This is a genomic window from Pseudomonas frederiksbergensis (assembly GCF_017114915.1).
Classification (GTDB): Bacteria; Pseudomonadota; Gammaproteobacteria; order Pseudomonadales; family Pseudomonadaceae; genus Aquipseudomonas; species Aquipseudomonas frederiksbergensis_I.
The window spans coordinates 242,195-261,512 of sequence record NZ_JAAUOE010000003.1 but is presented as its reverse complement, the minus strand read 5'-3'; the positions used below and the strand labels follow the sequence as shown (position 1 = coordinate 261,512).

The window sequence follows — 19,318 nt, the reverse complement described above, 5'->3', positions numbered from 1 at the left end:
TTTGCTCTTTACTCGGGCAACTCGGCCAAGCCATCGACATCCGTCATCGCCCGCTCCAGCAGATCAGCCGGCAAGCTCTTGCTGGCCCGCGCCCCAAGCAATTTGAGCTGTTCGCTGCGGCTGACCAGGTTGCCACGGCCTTCTGTCAGCTTGTTGCGTGCAGAGCTGTAGGCCTTGTCCAGTTGCTGCAGGCGATTGCCGACCTCATCCAGATCCTGAATGAACAACACGAACTTGTCGTACAGCCAACCGGCGCGCTCGGCGATTTCCCGGGCGTTCTGGCTCTGGCGTTCCTGTTTCCACAGACTGTCGATGACCCGCAAAGTGGCCAGCAGCGTGGTCGGGCTGACGATCACGATATTGCGGTCGAAGGCCTCCTGAAACAGCGTCGGCTCAGCTTGCAATGCCGCGGAAAATGCCGCTTCGATCGGGACGAAAAGCAGCACGAAATCCAGGCTGTGCAAGCCGTCGAGCCGCTTGTAGTCCTTGCCGGCCAGGCCTTTGACATGATTGCGCAGGGACAATACGTGTTGCTTGATGGCGATCTGGCCGATGCCGTCGTCTTCGGCCGCCACATATTGCTGATAAGCCGTGAGGCTGACCTTGGAGTCGACCACGACCTGTTTGTCGCCGGGCAGGTAAATAATCACATCCGGCTGGAAACGCTCGCCGTCCGGCCCCTTGAGGTTGACCTGGGTCTGGTACTCACGCCCCTTCTCCAGGCCCGCGTGCTCAAGCACCCGCTCCAGAATCAGCTCGCCCCAGTTGCCTTGGGTTTTCTGCCCTTTCAAGGCGCGCGTCAGGTTGGTGGCTTCGTCGCTCAGACGCAGGTTGAGTTGCTGCAGACGCTCCAGTTCCTTGGCCAGGGAAAATCGCTCGCGGGCTTCAGCCTGATAGCTTTCCTCGACACGCTTTTCGAACGACTGAATGCGTTCCTTCAACGGATCGAGCAATTGGCCCAAACGCTGCTGACTGGTTTCGGCGAAACGCTGCTCGCGCTCGTCGAAGATCTTGCCCGCCAGCTCGGCGAATTGCGCTCGCAACTCGTCTCGCGAGCCTTGCAGGTCGTTGAGGCGCTGTTGATGGCTTTCCTGCTGCTCACGCAGCTCGGCGTTGAGGGAGGCGGCCTGGGCGTCCAGGCGACGCAACTCAGCCTCTTTGCCGGCACGTTCGATATTCCAGGCGTGGGCCGCATCGCGGGCATCGTCGCGTTCGATCTGCAGCAGTTCGACTTCGCGGCGCAGTGCGGCCAGATCTGCCTGTTTGGCGGCGTTGGCCTGGCTCAGGTCAGCGACTTCATCACGGCAGGTGTCGAGCTGGGCATTCAAGCCATCCTGCGTCAGCTGGGCCATGGCCAGGCGTTCTTCCAGCAATGCCAGTTCGGCCTGCCCCATGCTCGCCCGACGCTGAAGTTGCCAGGCCAGTACCAGTAATGGCAGTGCCGCACCCGCCAAACCCAGTAATGCGCTGGTCAAGTCCATCGCCATAGCCACTCCTGCCAATTAGGTAAAGCGTGAAGGTTAACCAAGGCGTCAGGTCTTGGACAGCTCAGTCTTCGATCAGGCCAAGTTCCTGCTGGGCGCGTCGGTCCCCTGCTCGCGCGGCCTGGCGCAACAGATCCTGACCAATGCGGCGATCCCGGGCGTTCCCGCATTCGCGGCACATCAATTGGCCGAGACGGCTTTGCGCGGCCACGATGCCTTCACGGGCGGGCTGCTTGAGCAAACGTCCGGCGAAGTGTTTGACGTTGGGGTTTTCGCCCAGGCGCGGGCTGTCCAGCAGCCACTCAGCCACACGCATCGAAAAACGCTTGGGAGGGATAACACTGGAGGGTGTTGAGGCAGGAGAGACGGGTACTGAGCGAAACTTCATAAAGCACTGTGGGGCAGATCGGAAGGCGCGCCACTCTACTCTTTTTTTCGTACAGGTAAAGTCGAAAAAAGCCTGCACGCCCGTCCTAGAGCAAGCGCTTGGGACAATCCACAGAAGCTGTGGATAACTCAGTGGACAACCGCCCCTTAACTCGCGCAAAGCCGTGTGGAATGGGGCTCGCAGTCAAACTGACGATTTTTTCACCAGCAAAAAAAAGCGATGTTTTTCATTGACTTAAATTTTCGTTACAGGCACCCACCCCTGTTGACGCGGGGATGACAGTGGGATGACAGTCCGCGCAACTTATGTGCACAAGTCCCTGCGAGGCGGTTATATCGATGCGCTTTTTCGGCGCGTTTTTCGGTAACGCCTGGGGATAAACCCGGGTAACCCCCGTGCCAGATTGATCCTGGCTGGATCACTCTCTCGAATCAACGGTCGGGTTCTGGGCTATTACAGGGCGCGGGTCTTTCAGCGGGCTTTTCCGATAGCCCACCGGACATAGTCGGCAGGCACTCCAGCGATCTTTTTTGCGAACAGGCTTCCTTTCGACAACTCGATCCGTTAGTATCCGCGGCGTTAGTACCAAGCTGAAAGTCAATTCTGGTCGAACAAATCCCCCCGGTCAGCCTTCCCTAGGAAGCTCAATCGAAAAAGCGGGATCGACCACCTCGATGGTTTCCAGGTAAATCTTGCGCCAACACAGCCTTTGAATCGAAAGCAAAGGGTGTTGCGAAGCTCACTTACTCTGACCGAACCAACCTGCAAATTGATCAGGATCTTCACCCCGGGCCCAGAACCTTTGCCCTTGATGTGCTGCCTGCCCTCCTAAGTACCTACCTGCCAGCCCAAGCGCGCCAACTTATCAGCGCTTCAAACTGGCTGCTTTGTTCCAGTCGGGTTCTTCGTTCGACCAACGGTGGTCGTCGTTACTGGAACGTTTTAACTTTGCACGGTTCTTATCCGTGTCGCTTGTAGGAACACCCAATTATGTCTACCCAAATCCACGCTCAGGATGCCATTCGCACCCTAACCAACGCTTTTGCCCCTATGAACTGCCTGATCATGGCCGCTCGCAAAGGCTGCTTCAGTTTTACCCTGGTCAATGAACATGGCATCGCTCGTCACAGCGAACGCCTGTACCCCGATCAATACTCCAGCGCCGAGCCGCTGCAGGCTGTGATCGAGCGTACTCGCCAGGCACTGGTTGCCTGAGACGCCAGAAAGGCTGAAAACCTCAAAAGCCCTGCTGAAAAGCAGGGCTTTTTATTGCCCGATATTTCTCTTTTAGCTCCCATTGCCTAAGCACTAACCGATATAACGGTTATAACTCGAAGCCGGAAATATTTTAAAAACAGTCCTTTACAGCAAAATAATGACACTACACTTCAACTCAAGCGGCTTGATCCGCTTCCGGCGAGCCTGATTCGATCCACCGCTGCCAAGACCCCTTCAGGTATCGCCGACCACTTCACGTTTCGAGGGCTTTATGGGTATCGCCGCCAGCGAACTGTGCCGTTATGTGATCCGTCCGACACTGCTTTACCTCGGACGCCATAGCGCGACTGCCGAATCCCTGCTGCTGGGCATCGCCGCCAGTCAGTCGGCCCTTGGTTCAGCCCTGCATGATCGCCGTGGACACGGCCTGTACCGAATCGCCGAACCCCGCCACCAAGCCCTCTGGGATCATTATCTGGCCCTGGACCCGGAACGGGCGAGCCTGGTCCGCGGACTGGCCAGTCAGCATGCCTTTCTCAGCGGGCCGCACCTGGAATTGACCGTTAACCTGCGCTACGCCACAGCCATTGCCTGGCTGCTGGTAGAAGAACAGAACACTCCCCTCCCCGCTCCCGATGACTTGCTGGGAATGGCCCGAATCTGGCGCCAGACTTTCCAGCCTCAAGGTCGTCTGCGAGATTTCACCTACGCCTGGCAAACCTGTGTCTCATCGTTGAATCAAGTCGCCTGATGACCCCCTCTTTTTCGAAAATCGCACAACATGTCGCGATTTTGGTCTGATTGTCCTACAAAACCGCTCTAAATCAAGCGATACAGGCTATAGCGCCCGGACGAAAATGTTGGTAATTTTCGCCCCGCTGATCACCAGGAGTTCTAATAATGAAAAAAGTAATACTCAAAACCTCCCTTAGCCTCGCCGTTGCCTTGGCATCCACCCAGATCTTCGCCAGTGGTTTTGCCCTCAACGAACAAAGCATCAGCGGGATGGGTACGGGTTTTGCCGGGCGATCTTCCGCTGCCGATGACGCAAGCACCATTTTCGGCAACCCTGCCGGCATGTCTCGCCTCAAGCGCGAACAAGTGTCCGGCGGCGTTGCACTGCTCGATGCACACGCTGACATCAGCCACGCCAGCTCCAGACCGAACAGCGGCAGCAACGATGGCGACATGGTTCCCCTGGTCGCCGTGCCGATGGGTTACTACGTCAAACCAATCGATGACCATTGGGCATTCGGCATCGGCATGTACGCCCCATTCGGCCTGGTGACCGACTACGAGAACGGCTTCGCCGGCCGCTACTTCGGCAGCAAGAGCGAAGTAAAAGTCGTAACCCTGCAACCGACCGTCAGCTACGCCTTCAACGACAAGGTGTCGATCGGCTTCGGTCCGACCATCAACCGCATTGAAGGGACCCTGGAGTCGAACCTGTCGATTACCCAGGCCGCACCGGACGGCAAGGTCAAAATCAAGGGTGACGATACCGCGCTGGGCTACAACATCGGCGTACTGGTTCAAGCCACCGACAGCACCCGCGTCGGCCTGACCTACCACTCGAAAGTGAAGTACAAGCTCGAAGGCGACACCAAGGTCAACTACAACGTCCTCGCGGCCGTGGGCCAGAGCCCAAGCCAGAAGTACGATGCTTCGCTGGACGTGACCACGCCTGAGTCGGTCGACCTCTCGGTCACTCACGAGCTGAATGACAAGTGGACCCTCTACGCAGGCAGCACCTGGACTCGCTGGAGCCGCCTGAAAGAAATCTCCGTCGAGAACAAAGGCGTGCCGACCATCCTCAACGGCCAGTTCGGTACCATCACCGAAGATCAAAACTGGCACGACACCTGGGCTCACGCCATCGGCGCGTCCTACCAGCTGAACAAGGAATGGGTACTGCGTACCGGCCTGTCCTTCGACCAGGCACCGACCAACAACGTCAACCGCTCCCCGCGCATCCCGACGGGCGATCGCAAGATCTTCAGCCTGGGCGCCGGCTGGAGCCCGACCGACGACCTGACCATCGACGTGGCGTATTCGTACCTGCATGAAGAGTCGGTCAAGGTCAACAACAGCAATAACCGTGGCCAGAGCTACAACGCTACGTATGAAAACTGGGCGAACGGTTTCGGTGTAGGCGCAACCTACCGTTTCTGATAATTCACGGCGAACCTGAACCCTTCGCCGCCTGAATTGAAAAAGCCCCGCGCTCTTGTACAGAAGCGGGGCTTTTTAGTGCGCGTCGATCAGGGTTTCGAGGCCAGCGCTTTCTCCACCGCCTCGATGAACTCGGGATTGTCGGGCTTGGTCAGGCTGGAGAAATTGGCGATCACGTTGCCTTGGCGATCGACCACGTATTTGTAAAAGTTCCACTTCGGCGAACTGCTTTGCCTGGCAAGAACCTTGAACAAATGCGTGGCGTCATCGCCGCGGACTTTCTGCGGTTCGGTCATGGTGAAGGTCACGCCGTAGTTCACGTAACAGACCTTGGCCGTCTCTGCACCATCCTTGGCCTCTTGCTTGAAGTCATTGGACGGCACACCGACCACTTCAAGCCCTTGATCCTTGTAACGCTGATACAGCGCCTCAAGGCCTTTGAACTGAGGGGCGAAGCCACAGAAGCTCGCGGTATTGACCACCACCAGCGGCTTGCCGGCGAAGCGCTGGCACAAATCGATGGATTCCTTGGCGCGCAGCTTGGGCAATGAGCCTTGCAACAGCTCCGGGCATTCTGCTGCCTGAGCCAGCCCGGAAAAAACCATCAGCAACGCGGGAACTGCAAGCCAGCGCATCGGCATGTCGGTGCATCCTTGAGCAATCGTCAGAAAACGAAATTACTCGCCTTCGCCGCTCGCTAGCAAGCACCCATGCCCAACTGCATCAACGCCAGCCCGCCCTGATGCCAGCCCCACCAAGCCAGGGCCAACAGCAATACGCCGACAGCGATAGCAGCCATCCGCGGCCAGAGACTGTTCATGCGGCACTCATCCGGGTTTGCAGACGCGCCACCGGCTGCTCACGCACCGGCCAGTTCAGGGCTGCAGCCATCAGACTCAAGAGAATCGCCACCTGCCAGATCAAGTCATAGCTCCCGGTTCGGTCATACACCACCCCGCCCAACCAGCCGCCAAGGAACGAACCGAGCTGGTGGAAGAGGAAAACGATCCCACCGAGCATGGACAGATTTCGTACGCCAAACAAGGTTGCCACCGTGCCGTTGGTCAACGGCACCGTCGACAACCACAGAAAGCCCATGGCCATGCCGAACAGATAAGCCGTGACCTGAGTGACCGGCGCCCAGAGGAATAGCACAATCACCACCGCCCGCAACAGATACAGACCGGTCAGCAAACGCGGCTTGGACATCCGCCCGCCAAGCCAGCCCGCGGTATAGGTGCCGAAGATATTGAACAGCCCGATCAGCGCCAGCACCGTAGTCCCGACAGAGGCCGGAAGGTGTTGATCCACCAGATAGGCCGGCAGGTGCACGCCAATGAACACCACTTGAAAACCGCAGACAAAAAAGCCGAACGCCAGCAGCCAGAACCCTGAATGGGTGCAGGCTTCGCGTAGCGCTTCAGTGAGCGTTTGCTCATGCCCAAGCACCGGCAGCGGTTTGTCTTTAAGCATGCTCACCAGCGGCACGATCAGCGCCACCAGCAGGCCCAGCACCAGCAATGCCGCGGACCAGCCCAGCCAGCCGAGCAACCCCAGCGTACCGGGCAGCATGGCGAACTGACCGAAAGAACCGGCGGCGCTGGCGATCCCCATGCCCATGCTGCGTTTTTCCGGCGGCACGGCACGACCGACCACGCCGAGGATCACCGAGAACGAGGTGCCGGACAGACCAATACCGATCAATAGTCCGGCACTCAAGGACAGGGTCAACGCCGAATCAGACAACCCCATGAACACCAGGCCCAAGGCGTACAGGACACCCCCGATCAACACCACCTTCGCGGCGCCAAAGCGGTCGGCCAGTGCGCCGGTAAACGGCTGCGCCAGGCCCCAGATCAGGTTCTGCAGGGCGATGGCGAAAGCAAACACTTCGCGCCCCCAACCGAACTCGGCACTCATGGGCGCCAGAAACAGCCCGAAGCCGTGTCGCACCCCCAGGGACAACGCCAGAATCAGCGCACTGCCCAATAGCACCCAACCGCACGTACGCCACATCGATGTCATTGTTGTTCTCCGGTAGCGGGTATATACCCGCTTAAGATCGAAAAAACTGGCCTCAGGCCAGTTCATCCAACAGTTTCAGCAAGATTTCGCGCTTCTCGGCGCCCAGACGGTCGATCAACCGCTGCTGCGCCGCTTCCCAGGCCGGCAAGGCCGCTGCCAGACGTTCGCGCCCCGTCTCGGTGAGCAGGACGATGCGATTGCGCATGTCCTCGCCCTCGACCAGCGTCACCAGGCCTTCGCCCTCCAGCACCCGCAGATTACGCCCCAGAGTGCTGCGATCCAGGCCCATGGCTTCAGCCAGAGACGAGATGCTCGGCTGATCCAGACGCTGCAGATTGCACAGCAGCGAATACTGGGCAACGTTGATCCCGAAGCCGCCGAGCGCGCCGTCGTAATGCCTGCTGACGCCACGAGCGGCGCGACGCAGGTTAGTGCACAAACATTGAGAAGGAAGCATGGTGCGTGTATATACCCGCGGTTAAATGAAAGCAAATTTTTCGACACATTTTATCCGTAGGGCTTGCCCTGTAGCAGCTGCCGAAGGCTGCGTTCGACTGCGAAGCAGTCGTAAAATCAGAGCTCGCGGTGCGCCAGGCAGACCGCGTCAGCCGGACTCGCGAGCTCGGCAGCTGCTACAAAGAGTGCGCTGCACCTGACAAGCCTCGCCCCTACGAGAATTCAGAGCAGCGCCAAGCCCACCAGCAGCGCCACTTCCAGCAATTCCAGCAACGCCCCGGCGGTATCACCCGTCGTCCCGCCCAATCGCCGCATCATGACTTGCCGCAACCAGACAAACACCACAGCTGCCAGCGCAAGCACCCATATTCCGCTGAGGCCAGCCATCAGCACACAGGCCACTGCGCTGACCGCCAACACCTGCTTGCCAGCCAAACGCGGCAGATGATCGGCCAGCGCCTGGCCCAATCCGCCGGGACGCACATAAGGCGTGGTGAGGAATAACCCCAGTAGCGCGCCGCGGCTAATCAGTGGAACGATGATCAGGACCACACTCTGCTGTTGCTCGATCAGCGCCAGCAACGCGGCGAATTTGAGCAGCAACACCAGCACCAGCGTCACCACCGCGATCGGCCCGCTGCGCGGGTCTTTCATGATCGTCAGGGTGCGTTCACGGTCGCCATAACCGCCGAGCCACGCATCAGCGCTATCGGCCAAGCCATCCAGGTGCAACGCGCCGCTGAGCACCACCCAAACGCTCAACAGGAGCGCGGCGTGAAGCAACAGCGGCGTACCGAGCAACAGCCAGTTCAGCGCCCACAAGATCCCGCCGAACAGCAACCCGACCAGCGGATAGCACAGCAGCGACCGGCCCAACGCCTCGGGCGCCGGCATGCCTGGCAGGCGAATCGGCAGGCTGCTCAGAAATTGCAGGGCGATCCAGAACGGCAACATGATCAGTTCGCTTCCCTTAACAAGCCGCCGGATTCAACCGTCAGCGAGAACAACGCACCGTGGCCGACCTCAACGTTGAGCAGCTGTTCACGAGGCAACCCGCGCGCTTGAGCCAGCAACAAGCGCATTACACCGCCATGGCTGATCAGCAGGATTCGCTCACCCGCACAGGCCGTATGCAGCCGTTCGATGGCCGCCAGCACCCGTGTCGAAAAGTCCGTAACCGGCTCACCGTCAGGCGGCGTGAACGAATAAGGATCGGCCCAGAACAAGCCCAAGGCCTCGGCGCTGGTTTCCATCAGCGCTGCGGCGCTCTGCCCTTCCCAGGCGCCGAAGTGCAACTCTTGCAGATCCTTGTCCAGCTGCACCGGCAACCCCAGTTGCGCCCCAAGTTCTTCAGCAAAGCGTGCACAACGCTGCAACGGTGAACTGACCAAGCGATCCCAAGGGCCCTGCTCGACCACCGCGGCGCGCATCTGCTCCCAGCCCTTGCCGGTCAGCGCATCATCGAGGCTGCCGCGCAGGCCACCGCCGAGTTCGGTTTCGCCGTGGCGCAGCAGGTCCAGGCGCAAGGTCATGCCGGGCGATCCGCCACCGCGGCTTCGGCGAACGTCGCCATCTGCCCGTGCAGGTCGCAGGCCAGCCGCAGCAATGGCACCGCCAACGCCGCACCACTGCCCTCACCCAACCGCAGGCCGAGGTCCAGCAACGGTTCGGCGTTCAGCGTTTCCAGCACATGGCGATGACCCGGCTCGGCGCCACGATGACCGAACAGCAACCACTCGCGACAGGCCGGATTCAAACGCACCGCCACCAGCGCGGCGACGCTGCAAATAAACCCGTCGACCAACACCGCGACGCCTTCCTGAGCACAGGCCAGATAAGCACCCACCAGCGCAGCGATTTCGAAACCGCCGAGGTTGAACAAGGTCTGCAATGCATCGCCACGCTGCGCGCCATGCAACACCAGGGCGCGTTCGATGACCTGGGCTTTATGGCTGACACCCGCTGCGTTCAATCCGGTGCCCGGCCCGGCCAGGTGCGCCACCGGGCAATCGAGCAAGGCACAGGCCAACGCGCTGGCCGCCGTGGTGTTGCCGATGCCCATTTCGCCACCGATGAATAACTGCGCGCCCGCCGCGATGGCGCGTTGCACACTGTCGCGACCGGCCTGCAGGGCGAGTTCGCCCTGGGCCCGAGTCATCGCCGGCCCTTGGACGAAATTCGCCGTGCCCGGGCCGACATTCAGGTGACGCACACCCGGCAGATTCAACGACGGCGTGACGGTGCCGAGGTCGACCACTTCAAGGGACGCTCCCAACTGCCGCGCCAACACGCTGATCGCCGCGCCGCCGCTGACGAAGTTGTGCAGCATCTGCCCGGTGACTTCCTGCGGAAACGCCGACACCCCTTCGGCGACCACGCCATGATCACCGGCAAAAATCGCGATCCACAGTTGATCGAGCGTCGGCTTGACCTGCCCCTGCAACCCGGCCAGTTGCACCGCCACCCATTCGAGCTGACCCAGGGAGCCGGCAGGCTTGGTCAGTTGCTGTTGACGGGCCTGCGCCTGCTCGACCGCTTGCGCATCGACCGGCTTGCATGGGTTCAGCCACCAGGCGTGAGTCATAACGCAGTTCCTTTCAAAGTCAGGGGCAAACCGGCAACGGTCAGGACGACCCGCTGGCAGAGCTCGGCCAAGGCTTGATGCAGCCACCCGGCTCCATCGACATAGCGGCGAGTCAATTCGCCCAGCGGCACGACACCCATCCCGGTCTCATTGCTGACAAAAATAATTTCACCCGGCAACGACGCCAGGCAGTCCAGCAGGGCATCGCGCTCGGCCTGCACGCGCTCGGCGTCGTCGAGCATCAGCAGATTGGTCAGCCACAGCGTCAGGCAATCCACCAGCAAGCAACGATCGGCACTGGCGTTTTCACGCAGTACGCGGGCCAGTTCCAGCGGCTCTTCGATCAACGCCCATTCGGCCGGACGACGGGCGCGGTGATGGGCCACCCGTTCGTTCATTTCACCGTCCAGAGGTTGGCTGGTGGCGATGTAGGTCACGTGAAGCTGAGTGTCTGTCGCCAGCTTTTCAGCCAGGCGGCTTTTACCGGAACGGGCGCCGCCGAGAATCAGTTGGAGCATGGTTCATTCCTTAAAATCGTCGGTGAGCTGAAGGGACCTTAAAACCCGCAGAGTTCTCGCAACAGCGAGGTATCCAAATGCTTCTCCACCAGATCCGCCAACCGCTCGATATCGCGCTCGCGCAACCCGTGGTAATCCACCTCCTGCACGTCCTGCAAACCAGCCCAGCGCAGCAACGCACTGCACGCCGCCGGTGATTCGAACAGGCCATGCAGATACGTGCCGAAAACCTGCCCATCGGCACTTTGCGCACCGTCGCAGCGACCATCGTCCAGCTGCACGGCGGCGTTTTCCAACGCCGGCCCGGTGGTCACGCCGGCATGAATTTCATAGCCGCTGACGTGCGCACCTTCCAGCGCCAGACGCCCGCGCACATTGCGCAACTGCTTCTCTTCTTCGAGCTGCGTTTCGAACGCCAGCCAGCCCAGACCGGCACTGGAACCCGGCGCGCCTTCAAGACCCAGCGGGTCATGCACCTGCTCACCGAGCATTTGCAGACCGCCGCAGATCCCCAGCACTTTGCCGCCGTAGCGCAAGTGCCGCGAGATGGCCGTGTCCCAGCCGTTGGCCCGCAGGTACGCAAGGTCACTGCGCACGCTTTTGGAGCCGGGAAGAATCATCAGGTCGGCCGGTGGAATTGCCTGGCCGGGGCCGATGAATTGCAGGTCCACTTGCGGATGCAGGCGCAGCGGATCGAAATCGGTGTGGTTGCTGATGCGCGGCAGTACCGGCACCACCACTTTGAGCACTTGATCAGCCTTGTCGGCCTGACGCTGATCGAGGCCGTCCTCGGCCTCAAGATGCAGGTCCATCACATAGGGCAACACGCCAATCACCGGTTTGCCGGTGCGCGCTTCCAACCAGTCCAGCCCCGGTTGCAACAAGGCGATGTCGCCGCGAAACCGGTTGATGATGAAGCCTTTGACCCGCGCCTGCTCGCTGGGCGACAACAGCTCCAGCGTCCCGACCAAATGCGCGAAAACCCCGCCGCGATTGATGTCGGCAATCAGCACCACCGGGCAGTCCACCGCCTCGGCAAACCCCATGTTGGCGATGTCGCCGGCGCGCAGATTGATCTCGGCCGGCGAGCCTGCCCCTTCGACCATCACCAGCGGATACGCCGCGCTCAAACGTTCATGGGAGGCCAGCACCGCTTGCATGGCGATGGCCTTGTAGTCGTGATACGCGACGGCATTCATGGTGGTGACCGCGCGACCATGGATGATCACTTGGGCGCCGGTGTCGCTGTTGGGTTTGAGCAGCACCGGGTTCATGTCGGTGTGCGGTTCGAGACGGGCGGCCTGGGCCTGCACCGCTTGCGCGCGACCGATCTCGCCACCGTCGGCGGTCACGGCACTGTTGAGGGCCATGTTCTGCGGTTTGAACGGCACGACGCTCACGCCCTGACGCGTGACCCAGCGACACAGCGCCGTCACCAGCGTGCTTTTGCCGGCGTCGGAGGTGGTGCCCTGCACCATCAACGTTGTCATGGGTTTTCCTTGGCATAGATCTGCAGGGCTTGTTCGAGGCGCGACCAGTCCGCTTCCTCCGCTGGCAAGCCAAACCGCACGCTGCTGTTGTGGGGGAACAAGCGCAGCAGAATGCCGCGTCGGGCCATGAATTCATGCAGGGCTTCGGCGCGCTCGGTGATCAGCCATTGGAACAGTGCACAGCCGCCCTGAGGCTTGAAGCCATACTGTTCAAGCAGCAGCGCCAGACGCTCACCAGCCTCGTCAGTGCGAATGCGCTGTCGGGTATGCCCGTGGGTATCCGTCAGGCAAGCCTGACCCAATACGCGGGTCGGCCCGCTGACCGCCCAGGGCCCGACCTGTTCGGCCAGCAGTTTGAGCAACTTGCGCTCGGCCAGCACAAACCCCAGCCGCACACCGGCCAGGCCGAAAAACTTGCCGAAGGAACGCAGCACGATCAAGCCGATCTGATCGGCGAACGGCGCCAGGCTCAAATGCGGCGTGTTGTCCATGAACGCCTCGTCCACCACCAGCCAGCCACCGCGTTGGGCCAGCCGCGAATGCCAATCCAGCAGGCGAGCCGGGGTCAGGCTCAGGCCCGTGGGATTGTTCGGGTTGACCACCACCAGCACGTCGAGGCTGTCGAGAAAGAAATCGACTTCCTGCTCCAGCACTTCACGCACGATGTAACCGTTGCGGCGCCAGGCTTCGGCGTGTTCGGCGTAACACGGCGACAGCACGCCGACCTTGCCGGCCCGGCGCAAACGCGGCAGCAACTGGATCGCCATTTGCGAACCCGCCACTGGCAACACCTGGGCCGCACCGTAATAGTCGCAGGCGGCCTGCTCCAGACCGTCATCGGTTTCCGGCAGGCGCGCCCAGGCTCGCAGCGGAATGTCCGGGACCGGAAATGGCCAGGGCGCCAGGCCACTGGACAGGTCCAGCCAATCGGCTTCGGCGATACCGTATTCGATTGCCGCCTTGCGCAACCGGCCACCGTGCTCAAGCATAGAATTCAGCCCCCACGCAAAGAATCAGCAGCCATAACCATACCCCGCGCTGGACCAATTGCCAGCCACGGTCGATGGAATCGGCATCCGCCGGCACGCCTTCGCCCAACGGTGGGCGTTGATGCAGTTCACCGTGATAAATCGCCGCCCCGCCCAACTCGACCCCCAGCGCACCGGCACCGGCCGCCATCACCGGCCCGGCATTCGGGCTGTCCCAGGTTGGGCCTTGAGTGCGCCAGCATTTCAGAGCGAGTCGGGTTTTACCCAGCAGTGCGTAGGTCAACGCCACCAGGCGTGCGGGAATGTAGTTCAGGACATCGTCGATCTTTGCGGCGGCCCAGCCGAAACGCTCGAAGCGTTCGTTGCGATAACCCCACATCGCATCCAGGGTGTTGCTCAGACGATAGAGCACCACGCCGGGCGCACCCGCCACGGCAAACCAAAACAGCGCGGCGAACACCGCATCGCTGCCGTTCTCCAGCACCGATTCGGTGGCGGCGCGGGCGACTTCGGTTTTGTCCAGTTCGCTGGTCTGACGGCTGACCAGGTAACCGACGCGTGCGCGCGCCTCAACCAGATCATCGCTGCGCAGGGCCCTGGCCACCGGCTCGACATGCTCGCCGAGGCTGCGCATGCCGAGGGCGCAATAGAGCGCGAGAATCTCGACGATCCAGCCCACGTAAGGCGCCCAGGACAGCGCGGTGACCAGCAAGGTCAGCGGCACAACCGCCATCACCCAGGCCGTCACGCCGTGACTGCGCCAGCCACGGCCAGCGGAGTTGAAACGTTGCTCGATGCGATCGGCAAAACGACCGAACGCCACCAGCGGATGCCAGCGTTTGGGCTCACCCAGCAGCGCATCCAGCGCGACCGCGGCGACACTCAACAACGCCACACTCATTGACTCACTCCCCAATAATTTTCAAACAGCAACTCGTTGAGCGGACGCGCCTGCGCCCAGCCTTCGAGCACCAGCATCGGCGCTGGATAGAATTCCTTGACCGGTCCCAGGCAAAGCACGGCCAAAGGCTTGGCTCCGGCCGGCAACCCCAGCAAGTCTGCCAGGGCTTGCGGCTCGAACAGTGACACCCATCCCATGCCCAGCCCTTCGGCGCGGGACGCCAGCCAAAGGTTCTGGATGGCGCAGGACAGCGAGGCCATGTCCATTTCCGGCAATGTACGACGGCCGAAGATATGCCGCTCGCGATCGTCCATCAGCGCGGCGACCAGCACTTCAGCGCAGTCGTTGATGCCTTCGACCTTGAGCTTCATGAATTCGTCGGAGCGCTCGCCGAGGGCTTCGGCGGTGCGGATGCGTTCGTCTTCCACCAGTTGCTGGATCTTGCCGCGCAGCGCCCGGTCGCTGATGCGGATGAACCGCCAGGGCTGCATCAGGCCGACACTCGGCGCCTGGTGCGCGGCTTCAAGCAGGCGCCTCAGTAACTCGGGCTCGACCGTGCCGCCGCTGAAGTGGCGCATGTCGCGGCGTTCGCCGATGGCTCGGTAGACCGCAGCGCGTTCGGCTTCGGAAAAGGCGTTGTCCGTCATGGCCTCTTCGCGGGCAAGCCCGCTCCTACAGGGTTTAGGTGATCCAATGTAGGAGCGGGCTTGCCCGCGAAGGCGGCCTCACGGTCAGGCGCAAACAACGCGGCAATCGCCGATGGATTGGACGGAAAATAAAAGTGCACATAAGAAGCCGTCATCCGCCCCTCACGATAAACCGCCTCCGCCCCTCGCCCGCCATTGGGGCTCACGCCACGCGCAATCGGCTCAAGCTCGGTGCTGGTCAGCGAGTGGTGATAGGTGTGCCCACGCAGCAAACCTTCGGGTAGTTCCACCGCCTGCAAGGCCAACGCGGCAAGACGCTTCTGCATCACCGCCTCACCGGCCAGCAAACCGACCAGTTCAGCGCGCGTGCCCTCAACATCGGTCAACGAATCCAGCAGATACAGCATGCCGCCACACTCAGCCAGCAACGGTTTGCCCGCCGAGTGGTGGGCGCGGATCGCGTTCAGCATCGGTGTGTTTTGCGACAACGTCACATGGTGCAATTCGGGGTAGCCGCCCGGTAGATAAAGGCTGTCCGACTCGGGCAATCCGGTGTCGCGGATCGGCGAGAAGAAAGACAATTGCGCGCCCATGGCCCGCAGCAGATCCAGGCTCGCGCCGTAGGTAAACGCGAAAGCTTCGTCCCGGGCCACGGCAATCCGCACACCGGCCAGCAACGGTTCGGCGGTGATCATTTCAGGCGCGGCGAATTCCACGGCCGGCGGCAGCGCCACATCGCAACTGCCGGCCAGTGAGGCGGCCGCCGCATCGAGGCGCAGGTCAAGATCATTCAGTTCGCTGGCCTGAACCAGGCCCAGATGCCGGCTCGGCAATTCGATGCCGGTTTCCCGGGACAACGCGCCGTACCAGCGCAAGCCTTCCGTCAGGCTGCCTTCGAGCAACTGCGCATGACGCAAGGTGCCGACCCGGTTGGCCAACACACCGGCAAACGGCAAATCCGTTTGATAGCGCGCCAAGCCCAGGGCCAGTGCGCCAAAGGTCTGCGCCATCGCGGTGCCGTCGATCACCCCGAGCACCGGTACTCCGAAGTGTCGCGCCAGGTCGGCACTGGACGGCGTACCGTCGAACAGCCCCATGACGCCTTCGATGAGAATCAGATCGGCTTCGCCAGCGGCTTCCCATAATAGCCGGCGACTTTCCTGTTCGCCGACCATCCACATGTCCAATTGATAGACCGGTGCACCACTGGCGCGCTCGAGAATCATCGGGTCGAGAAAGTCCGGGCCGCATTTGAACACGCGCACCTTGCGCCCCTGATTGCGATGCAACCGGGCAAGCGCGGCGGTGACGGTGGTCTTGCCCTGACCGGAAGCCGGCGCGGCGATCAGTACCGCCGGGCAATGACGTGGTTGATTCACAACTCGACGCCTTTTTGCGCTTTGATCCCGGCCTGGAAGGCGTGCTTGATCATGCCCATTTCGGTGACGGTGTCGGCCAGTTCGATCATCTCCGGCTTGGCGCCACGGCCAGTGACCACCACGTGCTGCATCGGCGGACGGGCCTGCAAGTCGCTGAGCACCTGATCGAGATCGAGGTAACCGTGCTTGAGGGCGATGTTCAGTTCATCGAGTACCACCAGGCCAATGGACGGATCGCTCAGCAGTTCGCGAGACACCGCCCAGGCGGCTTCGGCGGCGGCGATGTCGCGCTGGCGGTCCTGGGTTTCCCAGGTGAAGCCCTCGCCCATCACATGAAAACGCACTTGTTCAGGAAAGCGCCGGAAGAACAGCTCCTCGCCGGTGCTACTGCGCCCCTTGATGAACTGCACCACACCGCACTGCATGCCGTGGCCCATGGACCGGGCAAGCATGCCGAATGCTGAACTGCTCTTGCCTTTACCGTTGCCGCTCAGCACCAGCAGCAGGCCGCATTCATTCGGGGAGTTGGCGATGCGTTCGTCGATCACGGCTTTTTTGCGCAGCATGCGCGCCAGATGGCGTTCGTCACGATCGGGGGTATCAGTCATGGGGGAGCTCTCCGTTGAGGCTGGATAACGGCGGGCAGGCACAAGAATAGACGGCAAGAAGCCTGGCATCGCCCACCGTGATGCCGCTGGATGGATCAGGCCGGTCTCCGGGCTCATGAGCGGCCTCAAGGCCAACTGCGCGCCTTCCCATATCGATAGTCGACACAGTGGCTCAAGGCGCAGTCTTCACTCATTTACCGTTGCGGGGGCAGCGCCGGGATCGTGATCGCTCCTCGCTGGAAGAAATCCACTCACCGGCTTCCCTGTTTCACTCTGTCGACCAAGGCCACAGAGCACCTGAAACAAGCCGCGAAGGTTAGAGGGTTGGGGGGGGAGCGTCAATTGAAGACGGGGCGCCTTGCGGCGAATAACTGCCGTCGATCAATTAACTGACGCCAATCTTGTGCCACACTGCCAGCAGTGATATCAAAGAGCCACAACCTCATAACACAATAACAAGGGTGAGCCACATGCAAGGCATGATCATCAGCAATCCGAAGCTGGAATTCCTGCGCCCGGTGCTGGAACGCTGGTTTGACTGTATCGACCGCTACAACGCCGTGCGCGGCGATAACGATACGCCTTACTGGTACGACGAAAACGCCAACCTCGGCCTGCTCTCTGCCGCGGCCTGGATGGCGGAAATGGTCACGCTGCAGCAGACGCCGACGCGCAAACAGACCGAAGAAGGCGAACGCAATGCCCGCGCCGATCTGTTTATTGCCACCGGTGAAGAACGCGCGTACCTCCAGGCCACCCAGCGCTGGCCGCGGGTCAATAGCCTGAACCTGACCCAGGCACTGGCAGACATCACCAGCGAGGCGAAGCGCATCAGCTACGCCAGCGACCTGAAACTCGGCTGCCTGTTTGTCGCGCCACAAAAAGCCCAGCACAGCGCCACCCCGGAAGAACTCCAGGACATGCTCGACGACCTGCAAAAGGAACACACCTGCGCCGTGGCCTGGTATTTCCCCTACGCCTACCGCAAGTTGCGCAATGAAGCCGGCAACTACCATCCCGGGATCGCCGTGCTGCTCAAGGAGGCCCGCGGCTGACCGGTTGAACCATCTTGCGTCTACGCTTCTCTATGATTACGTCCATGCATTCATAGGGAAGATCAGTAATGCGCAAACCCCAGCTCGCTTTCATCATCGCGCTCGCCGGAGGGCTCGCCGCCTGTGGTGAAACCTCCAGCCTGCAAGTCTCGGATGGCACAGGCCCCTCACCGAAGCTGCCGGAACCGAACAAAACCCTGATCCCGACGGTGAACATCGCCCCGGCGATCGGCTGGCCTCAAGGTAAAAAACCCATCGCCGCCGCTGGGACTCAAGTAGTAGCGTTTGCCGAAGGCCTCGAGCACCCGCGCTGGCTCTACGTGTTGCCCAACGGCGACGTGCTGGTGGCCGAAACCAATGCACCGGCCAAACCCGACGACGGCAAAGGCATTCGTGGCTGGGTCATGGGCAAAGTCATGGACCGTGCTGGCGCCGGCGTCCCCAGCCCGAACCGCATCACCCTGCTGCGGGACAAGGACCACGACGGCATCGCCGAAACCCGCACGGTGTTCCTGGAAAACCTCAACTCACCCTTCGGCATGACCCTGGTCGGCAAAGACCTGTACGTCGCCGATACTGACCGTTTGCTGCGTTTCCACTACGAAGACGGCGAGACAACGATCAAGTCGCAGCCAATCAAAGTGGTCGATTTGCCGGGCGGCACACTGAATCATCACTGGACCAAAAATGTCATCGCCAGCAAGGACGGCAGCAAGCTGTACGTCACCGTGGGCTCGAACAGCAATGTCGGTGAAAACGGCATGGATCAGGAAGAAGGCCGCGCGGCGATCTGGGAAGTGGATCGTGCCACCGGCAACCATCGGATCTTCGCCTCGGGGATTCGCAATCCAAACGGCCTGGCCTGGGAGCCTCAGAGCGGCGCCCTGTGGACCGCGGTCAACGAGCGCGACGAAATCGGCAGCGACCTGGTGCCCGATTACATCACTTCGGTGAAGGACGGCGGGTTCTACGGCTGGCCTTACAGCTATTACGGACAACATGTCGATGTTCGCGTCGAACCGCAAAACCCTGATCTGGTCGCCAAAGCCATCGCACCAGACTACGCGGTCGGCCCCCATACCGCGTCACTGGGACTGACGTTCGCCGAAGGCAGCAAATTGCCCGCGCCTTTCACTCAAGGCGCCTTCATCGGCCAGCATGGCTCGTGGAACCGTAAACCGCACAGCGGCTACAAAGTGATTTTCGTGCCGTTCAACGCGGGCAAACCGACCGGGCAGCCAGTGGATGTGCTCACTGGCTTTCTCAATGACGAGGAAAAAGCCATGGGCCGGCCGGTGGGCGTGGTGATCGATCAACAGGGCGGCCTGCTGGTGGCCGATGATGTGGGGAACAAGGTGTGGCGCGTTTCCGCAGCCAAGTAATCAGCTCGACTGTAGGAGCGAG

At 61.3% G+C, this 19,318-nt stretch carries 21 protein-coding genes and 1 riboswitch; of the genes, 5 read left to right on the top strand and 16 right to left on the bottom strand.

Annotation, left to right across the window (positions count from 1 at the left end; all coding sequences use genetic code 11):
* Positions 1 to 8: 8 nt before the first annotated feature.
* Complete coding sequence (locus HCU66_RS04200) at positions 9 to 1,373, bottom strand: DNA recombination protein RmuC (protein ID WP_169342498.1); 1,365 nt, start codon at positions 1,371 to 1,373, stop codon at positions 9 to 11.
* Between the two features lie 175 nt (positions 1,374 to 1,548).
* A complete protein-coding gene (locus tag HCU66_RS04195) occupies positions 1,549 to 1,872 on the bottom strand; it encodes an SEL1-like repeat protein (RefSeq protein WP_338136412.1) in 324 nt (107 codons plus the stop codon).
* Between the two features lie 990 nt (positions 1,873 to 2,862).
* On the opposite strand from HCU66_RS04195, the gene HCU66_RS04190 reads away from it, so the two are divergent.
* The 3 genes from HCU66_RS04190 to HCU66_RS04180 all read left to right on the top strand — a co-directional run bounded on the left by HCU66_RS04190 (position 2,863) and on the right by HCU66_RS04180 (position 5,262).
* Positions 2,863 to 3,087, top strand: a complete 225-nt coding sequence (locus HCU66_RS04190) for a hypothetical protein (protein WP_003204606.1) — start codon at positions 2,863 to 2,865, stop codon at positions 3,085 to 3,087.
* A 274-nt stretch (positions 3,088 to 3,361) separates the two neighbouring features.
* Positions 3,362 to 3,841, top strand: coding sequence for a hypothetical protein (locus HCU66_RS04185; protein WP_205887298.1), 480 nt, complete (start codon positions 3,362 to 3,364; stop codon positions 3,839 to 3,841).
* 149 nt (positions 3,842 to 3,990) lie between these two features.
* The gene (locus HCU66_RS04180) at positions 3,991 to 5,262 is read left to right on the top strand and encodes an OmpP1/FadL family transporter (RefSeq protein ID WP_205887297.1); all 1,272 of its coding nucleotides are present in this window, start codon (positions 3,991 to 3,993) and stop codon (positions 5,260 to 5,262) included.
* Between the two features lie 89 nt (positions 5,263 to 5,351).
* On the opposite strand, the gene HCU66_RS04175 is transcribed toward HCU66_RS04180, so the two are convergent.
* The 14 genes from HCU66_RS04175 to cobO all read right to left on the bottom strand — a co-directional run bounded on the left by HCU66_RS04175 (position 5,352) and on the right by cobO (position 16,859).
* Positions 5,352 to 5,903, bottom strand: coding sequence for a glutathione peroxidase (locus tag HCU66_RS04175; RefSeq protein ID WP_205887296.1), 552 nt, complete (start codon positions 5,901 to 5,903; stop codon positions 5,352 to 5,354).
* 56 nt (positions 5,904 to 5,959) lie between these two features.
* Positions 5,960 to 6,082: a hypothetical protein gene (locus HCU66_RS27300; RefSeq protein ID WP_052967201.1), complete on the bottom strand. Its 123-nt coding sequence runs from the start codon at positions 6,080 to 6,082 to the stop codon at positions 5,960 to 5,962.
* Positions 6,079 to 7,287: an MFS transporter gene (locus HCU66_RS04170; RefSeq protein WP_205887295.1), complete on the bottom strand. Its 1,209-nt coding sequence runs from the start codon at positions 7,285 to 7,287 to the stop codon at positions 6,079 to 6,081. The genes HCU66_RS27300 and HCU66_RS04170 overlap by 4 nt, the downstream gene beginning before the upstream one ends.
* A gap of 52 nt (positions 7,288 to 7,339) precedes the next feature.
* Entirely contained in the window at positions 7,340 to 7,744 is a 405-nt protein-coding gene (locus HCU66_RS04165) for a MarR family winged helix-turn-helix transcriptional regulator (RefSeq protein WP_205887294.1), read from the bottom strand.
* A gap of 221 nt (positions 7,745 to 7,965) precedes the next feature.
* Positions 7,966 to 8,697, bottom strand: coding sequence for an adenosylcobinamide-GDP ribazoletransferase (locus tag HCU66_RS04160; RefSeq protein ID WP_205887293.1), 732 nt, complete (start codon positions 8,695 to 8,697; stop codon positions 7,966 to 7,968).
* Between the two features lie 2 nt (positions 8,698 to 8,699).
* The gene (cobC, locus tag HCU66_RS04155; protein ID WP_205887292.1) at positions 8,700 to 9,275 is read right to left on the bottom strand and encodes an alpha-ribazole phosphatase family protein; all 576 of its coding nucleotides are present in this window, start codon (positions 9,273 to 9,275) and stop codon (positions 8,700 to 8,702) included.
* The gene (cobT, locus tag HCU66_RS04150; RefSeq protein WP_205887291.1) at positions 9,272 to 10,327 is read right to left on the bottom strand and encodes a nicotinate-nucleotide--dimethylbenzimidazole phosphoribosyltransferase; all 1,056 of its coding nucleotides are present in this window, start codon (positions 10,325 to 10,327) and stop codon (positions 9,272 to 9,274) included. Before cobT ends, cobC begins: the two co-directional genes overlap by 4 nt.
* Positions 10,324 to 10,845 (bottom strand): bifunctional adenosylcobinamide kinase/adenosylcobinamide-phosphate guanylyltransferase, encoded by a 522-nt coding sequence (cobU, locus tag HCU66_RS04145; protein WP_205887290.1) that lies wholly within the window; start codon positions 10,843 to 10,845, stop codon positions 10,324 to 10,326. The genes cobT and cobU overlap by 4 nt, the downstream gene beginning before the upstream one ends.
* A 38-nt stretch (positions 10,846 to 10,883) precedes the next feature.
* Entirely contained in the window at positions 10,884 to 12,335 is a 1,452-nt protein-coding gene (locus HCU66_RS04140; protein WP_205887289.1) for a cobyric acid synthase, read from the bottom strand.
* A complete protein-coding gene (gene cobD, locus HCU66_RS04135; protein WP_205887288.1) occupies positions 12,332 to 13,324 on the bottom strand; it encodes a threonine-phosphate decarboxylase CobD in 993 nt (330 codons plus the stop codon). Before cobD ends, HCU66_RS04140 begins: the two co-directional genes overlap by 4 nt.
* Complete coding sequence (gene cbiB, locus HCU66_RS04130) at positions 13,317 to 14,225, bottom strand: adenosylcobinamide-phosphate synthase CbiB (protein WP_205887287.1); 909 nt, start codon at positions 14,223 to 14,225, stop codon at positions 13,317 to 13,319. Before cbiB ends, cobD begins: the two co-directional genes overlap by 8 nt.
* Positions 14,222 to 14,872, bottom strand: a complete 651-nt coding sequence (gene bluB / locus HCU66_RS04125) for a 5,6-dimethylbenzimidazole synthase (RefSeq protein WP_205887286.1) — start codon at positions 14,870 to 14,872, stop codon at positions 14,222 to 14,224. Before bluB ends, cbiB begins: the two co-directional genes overlap by 4 nt.
* A complete protein-coding gene (locus HCU66_RS04120; protein WP_205887285.1) occupies positions 14,869 to 16,251 on the bottom strand; it encodes a cobyrinic acid a,c-diamide synthase CobB in 1,383 nt (460 codons plus the stop codon). Before HCU66_RS04120 ends, bluB begins: the two co-directional genes overlap by 4 nt.
* On the bottom strand, positions 16,248 to 16,859 hold the full coding sequence (cobO, locus tag HCU66_RS04115; RefSeq protein WP_007936078.1) for a cob(I)yrinic acid a,c-diamide adenosyltransferase: 612 nt from the start codon (positions 16,857 to 16,859) through the stop codon (positions 16,248 to 16,250). The genes HCU66_RS04120 and cobO overlap by 4 nt, the downstream gene beginning before the upstream one ends.
* Before the next feature lie 81 nt (positions 16,860 to 16,940).
* A riboswitch (cobalamin riboswitch) is annotated at positions 16,941 to 17,175 on the bottom strand.
* A 154-nt stretch (positions 17,176 to 17,329) separates the two neighbouring features.
* Here cobO and HCU66_RS04110 point away from each other — a divergent pair.
* Both HCU66_RS04110 and HCU66_RS04105 read left to right on the top strand, forming a co-directional pair.
* Positions 17,330 to 17,914 (top strand): hypothetical protein, encoded by a 585-nt coding sequence (locus tag HCU66_RS04110; protein WP_205887284.1) that lies wholly within the window; start codon positions 17,330 to 17,332, stop codon positions 17,912 to 17,914.
* Positions 17,915 to 17,982: 68 nt separating this feature from the next.
* Positions 17,983 to 19,296, top strand: a complete 1,314-nt coding sequence (locus tag HCU66_RS04105) for a PQQ-dependent sugar dehydrogenase (RefSeq protein ID WP_205887283.1) — start codon at positions 17,983 to 17,985, stop codon at positions 19,294 to 19,296.
* The last annotated feature ends 22 nt before the right edge of the window (positions 19,297 to 19,318 follow it).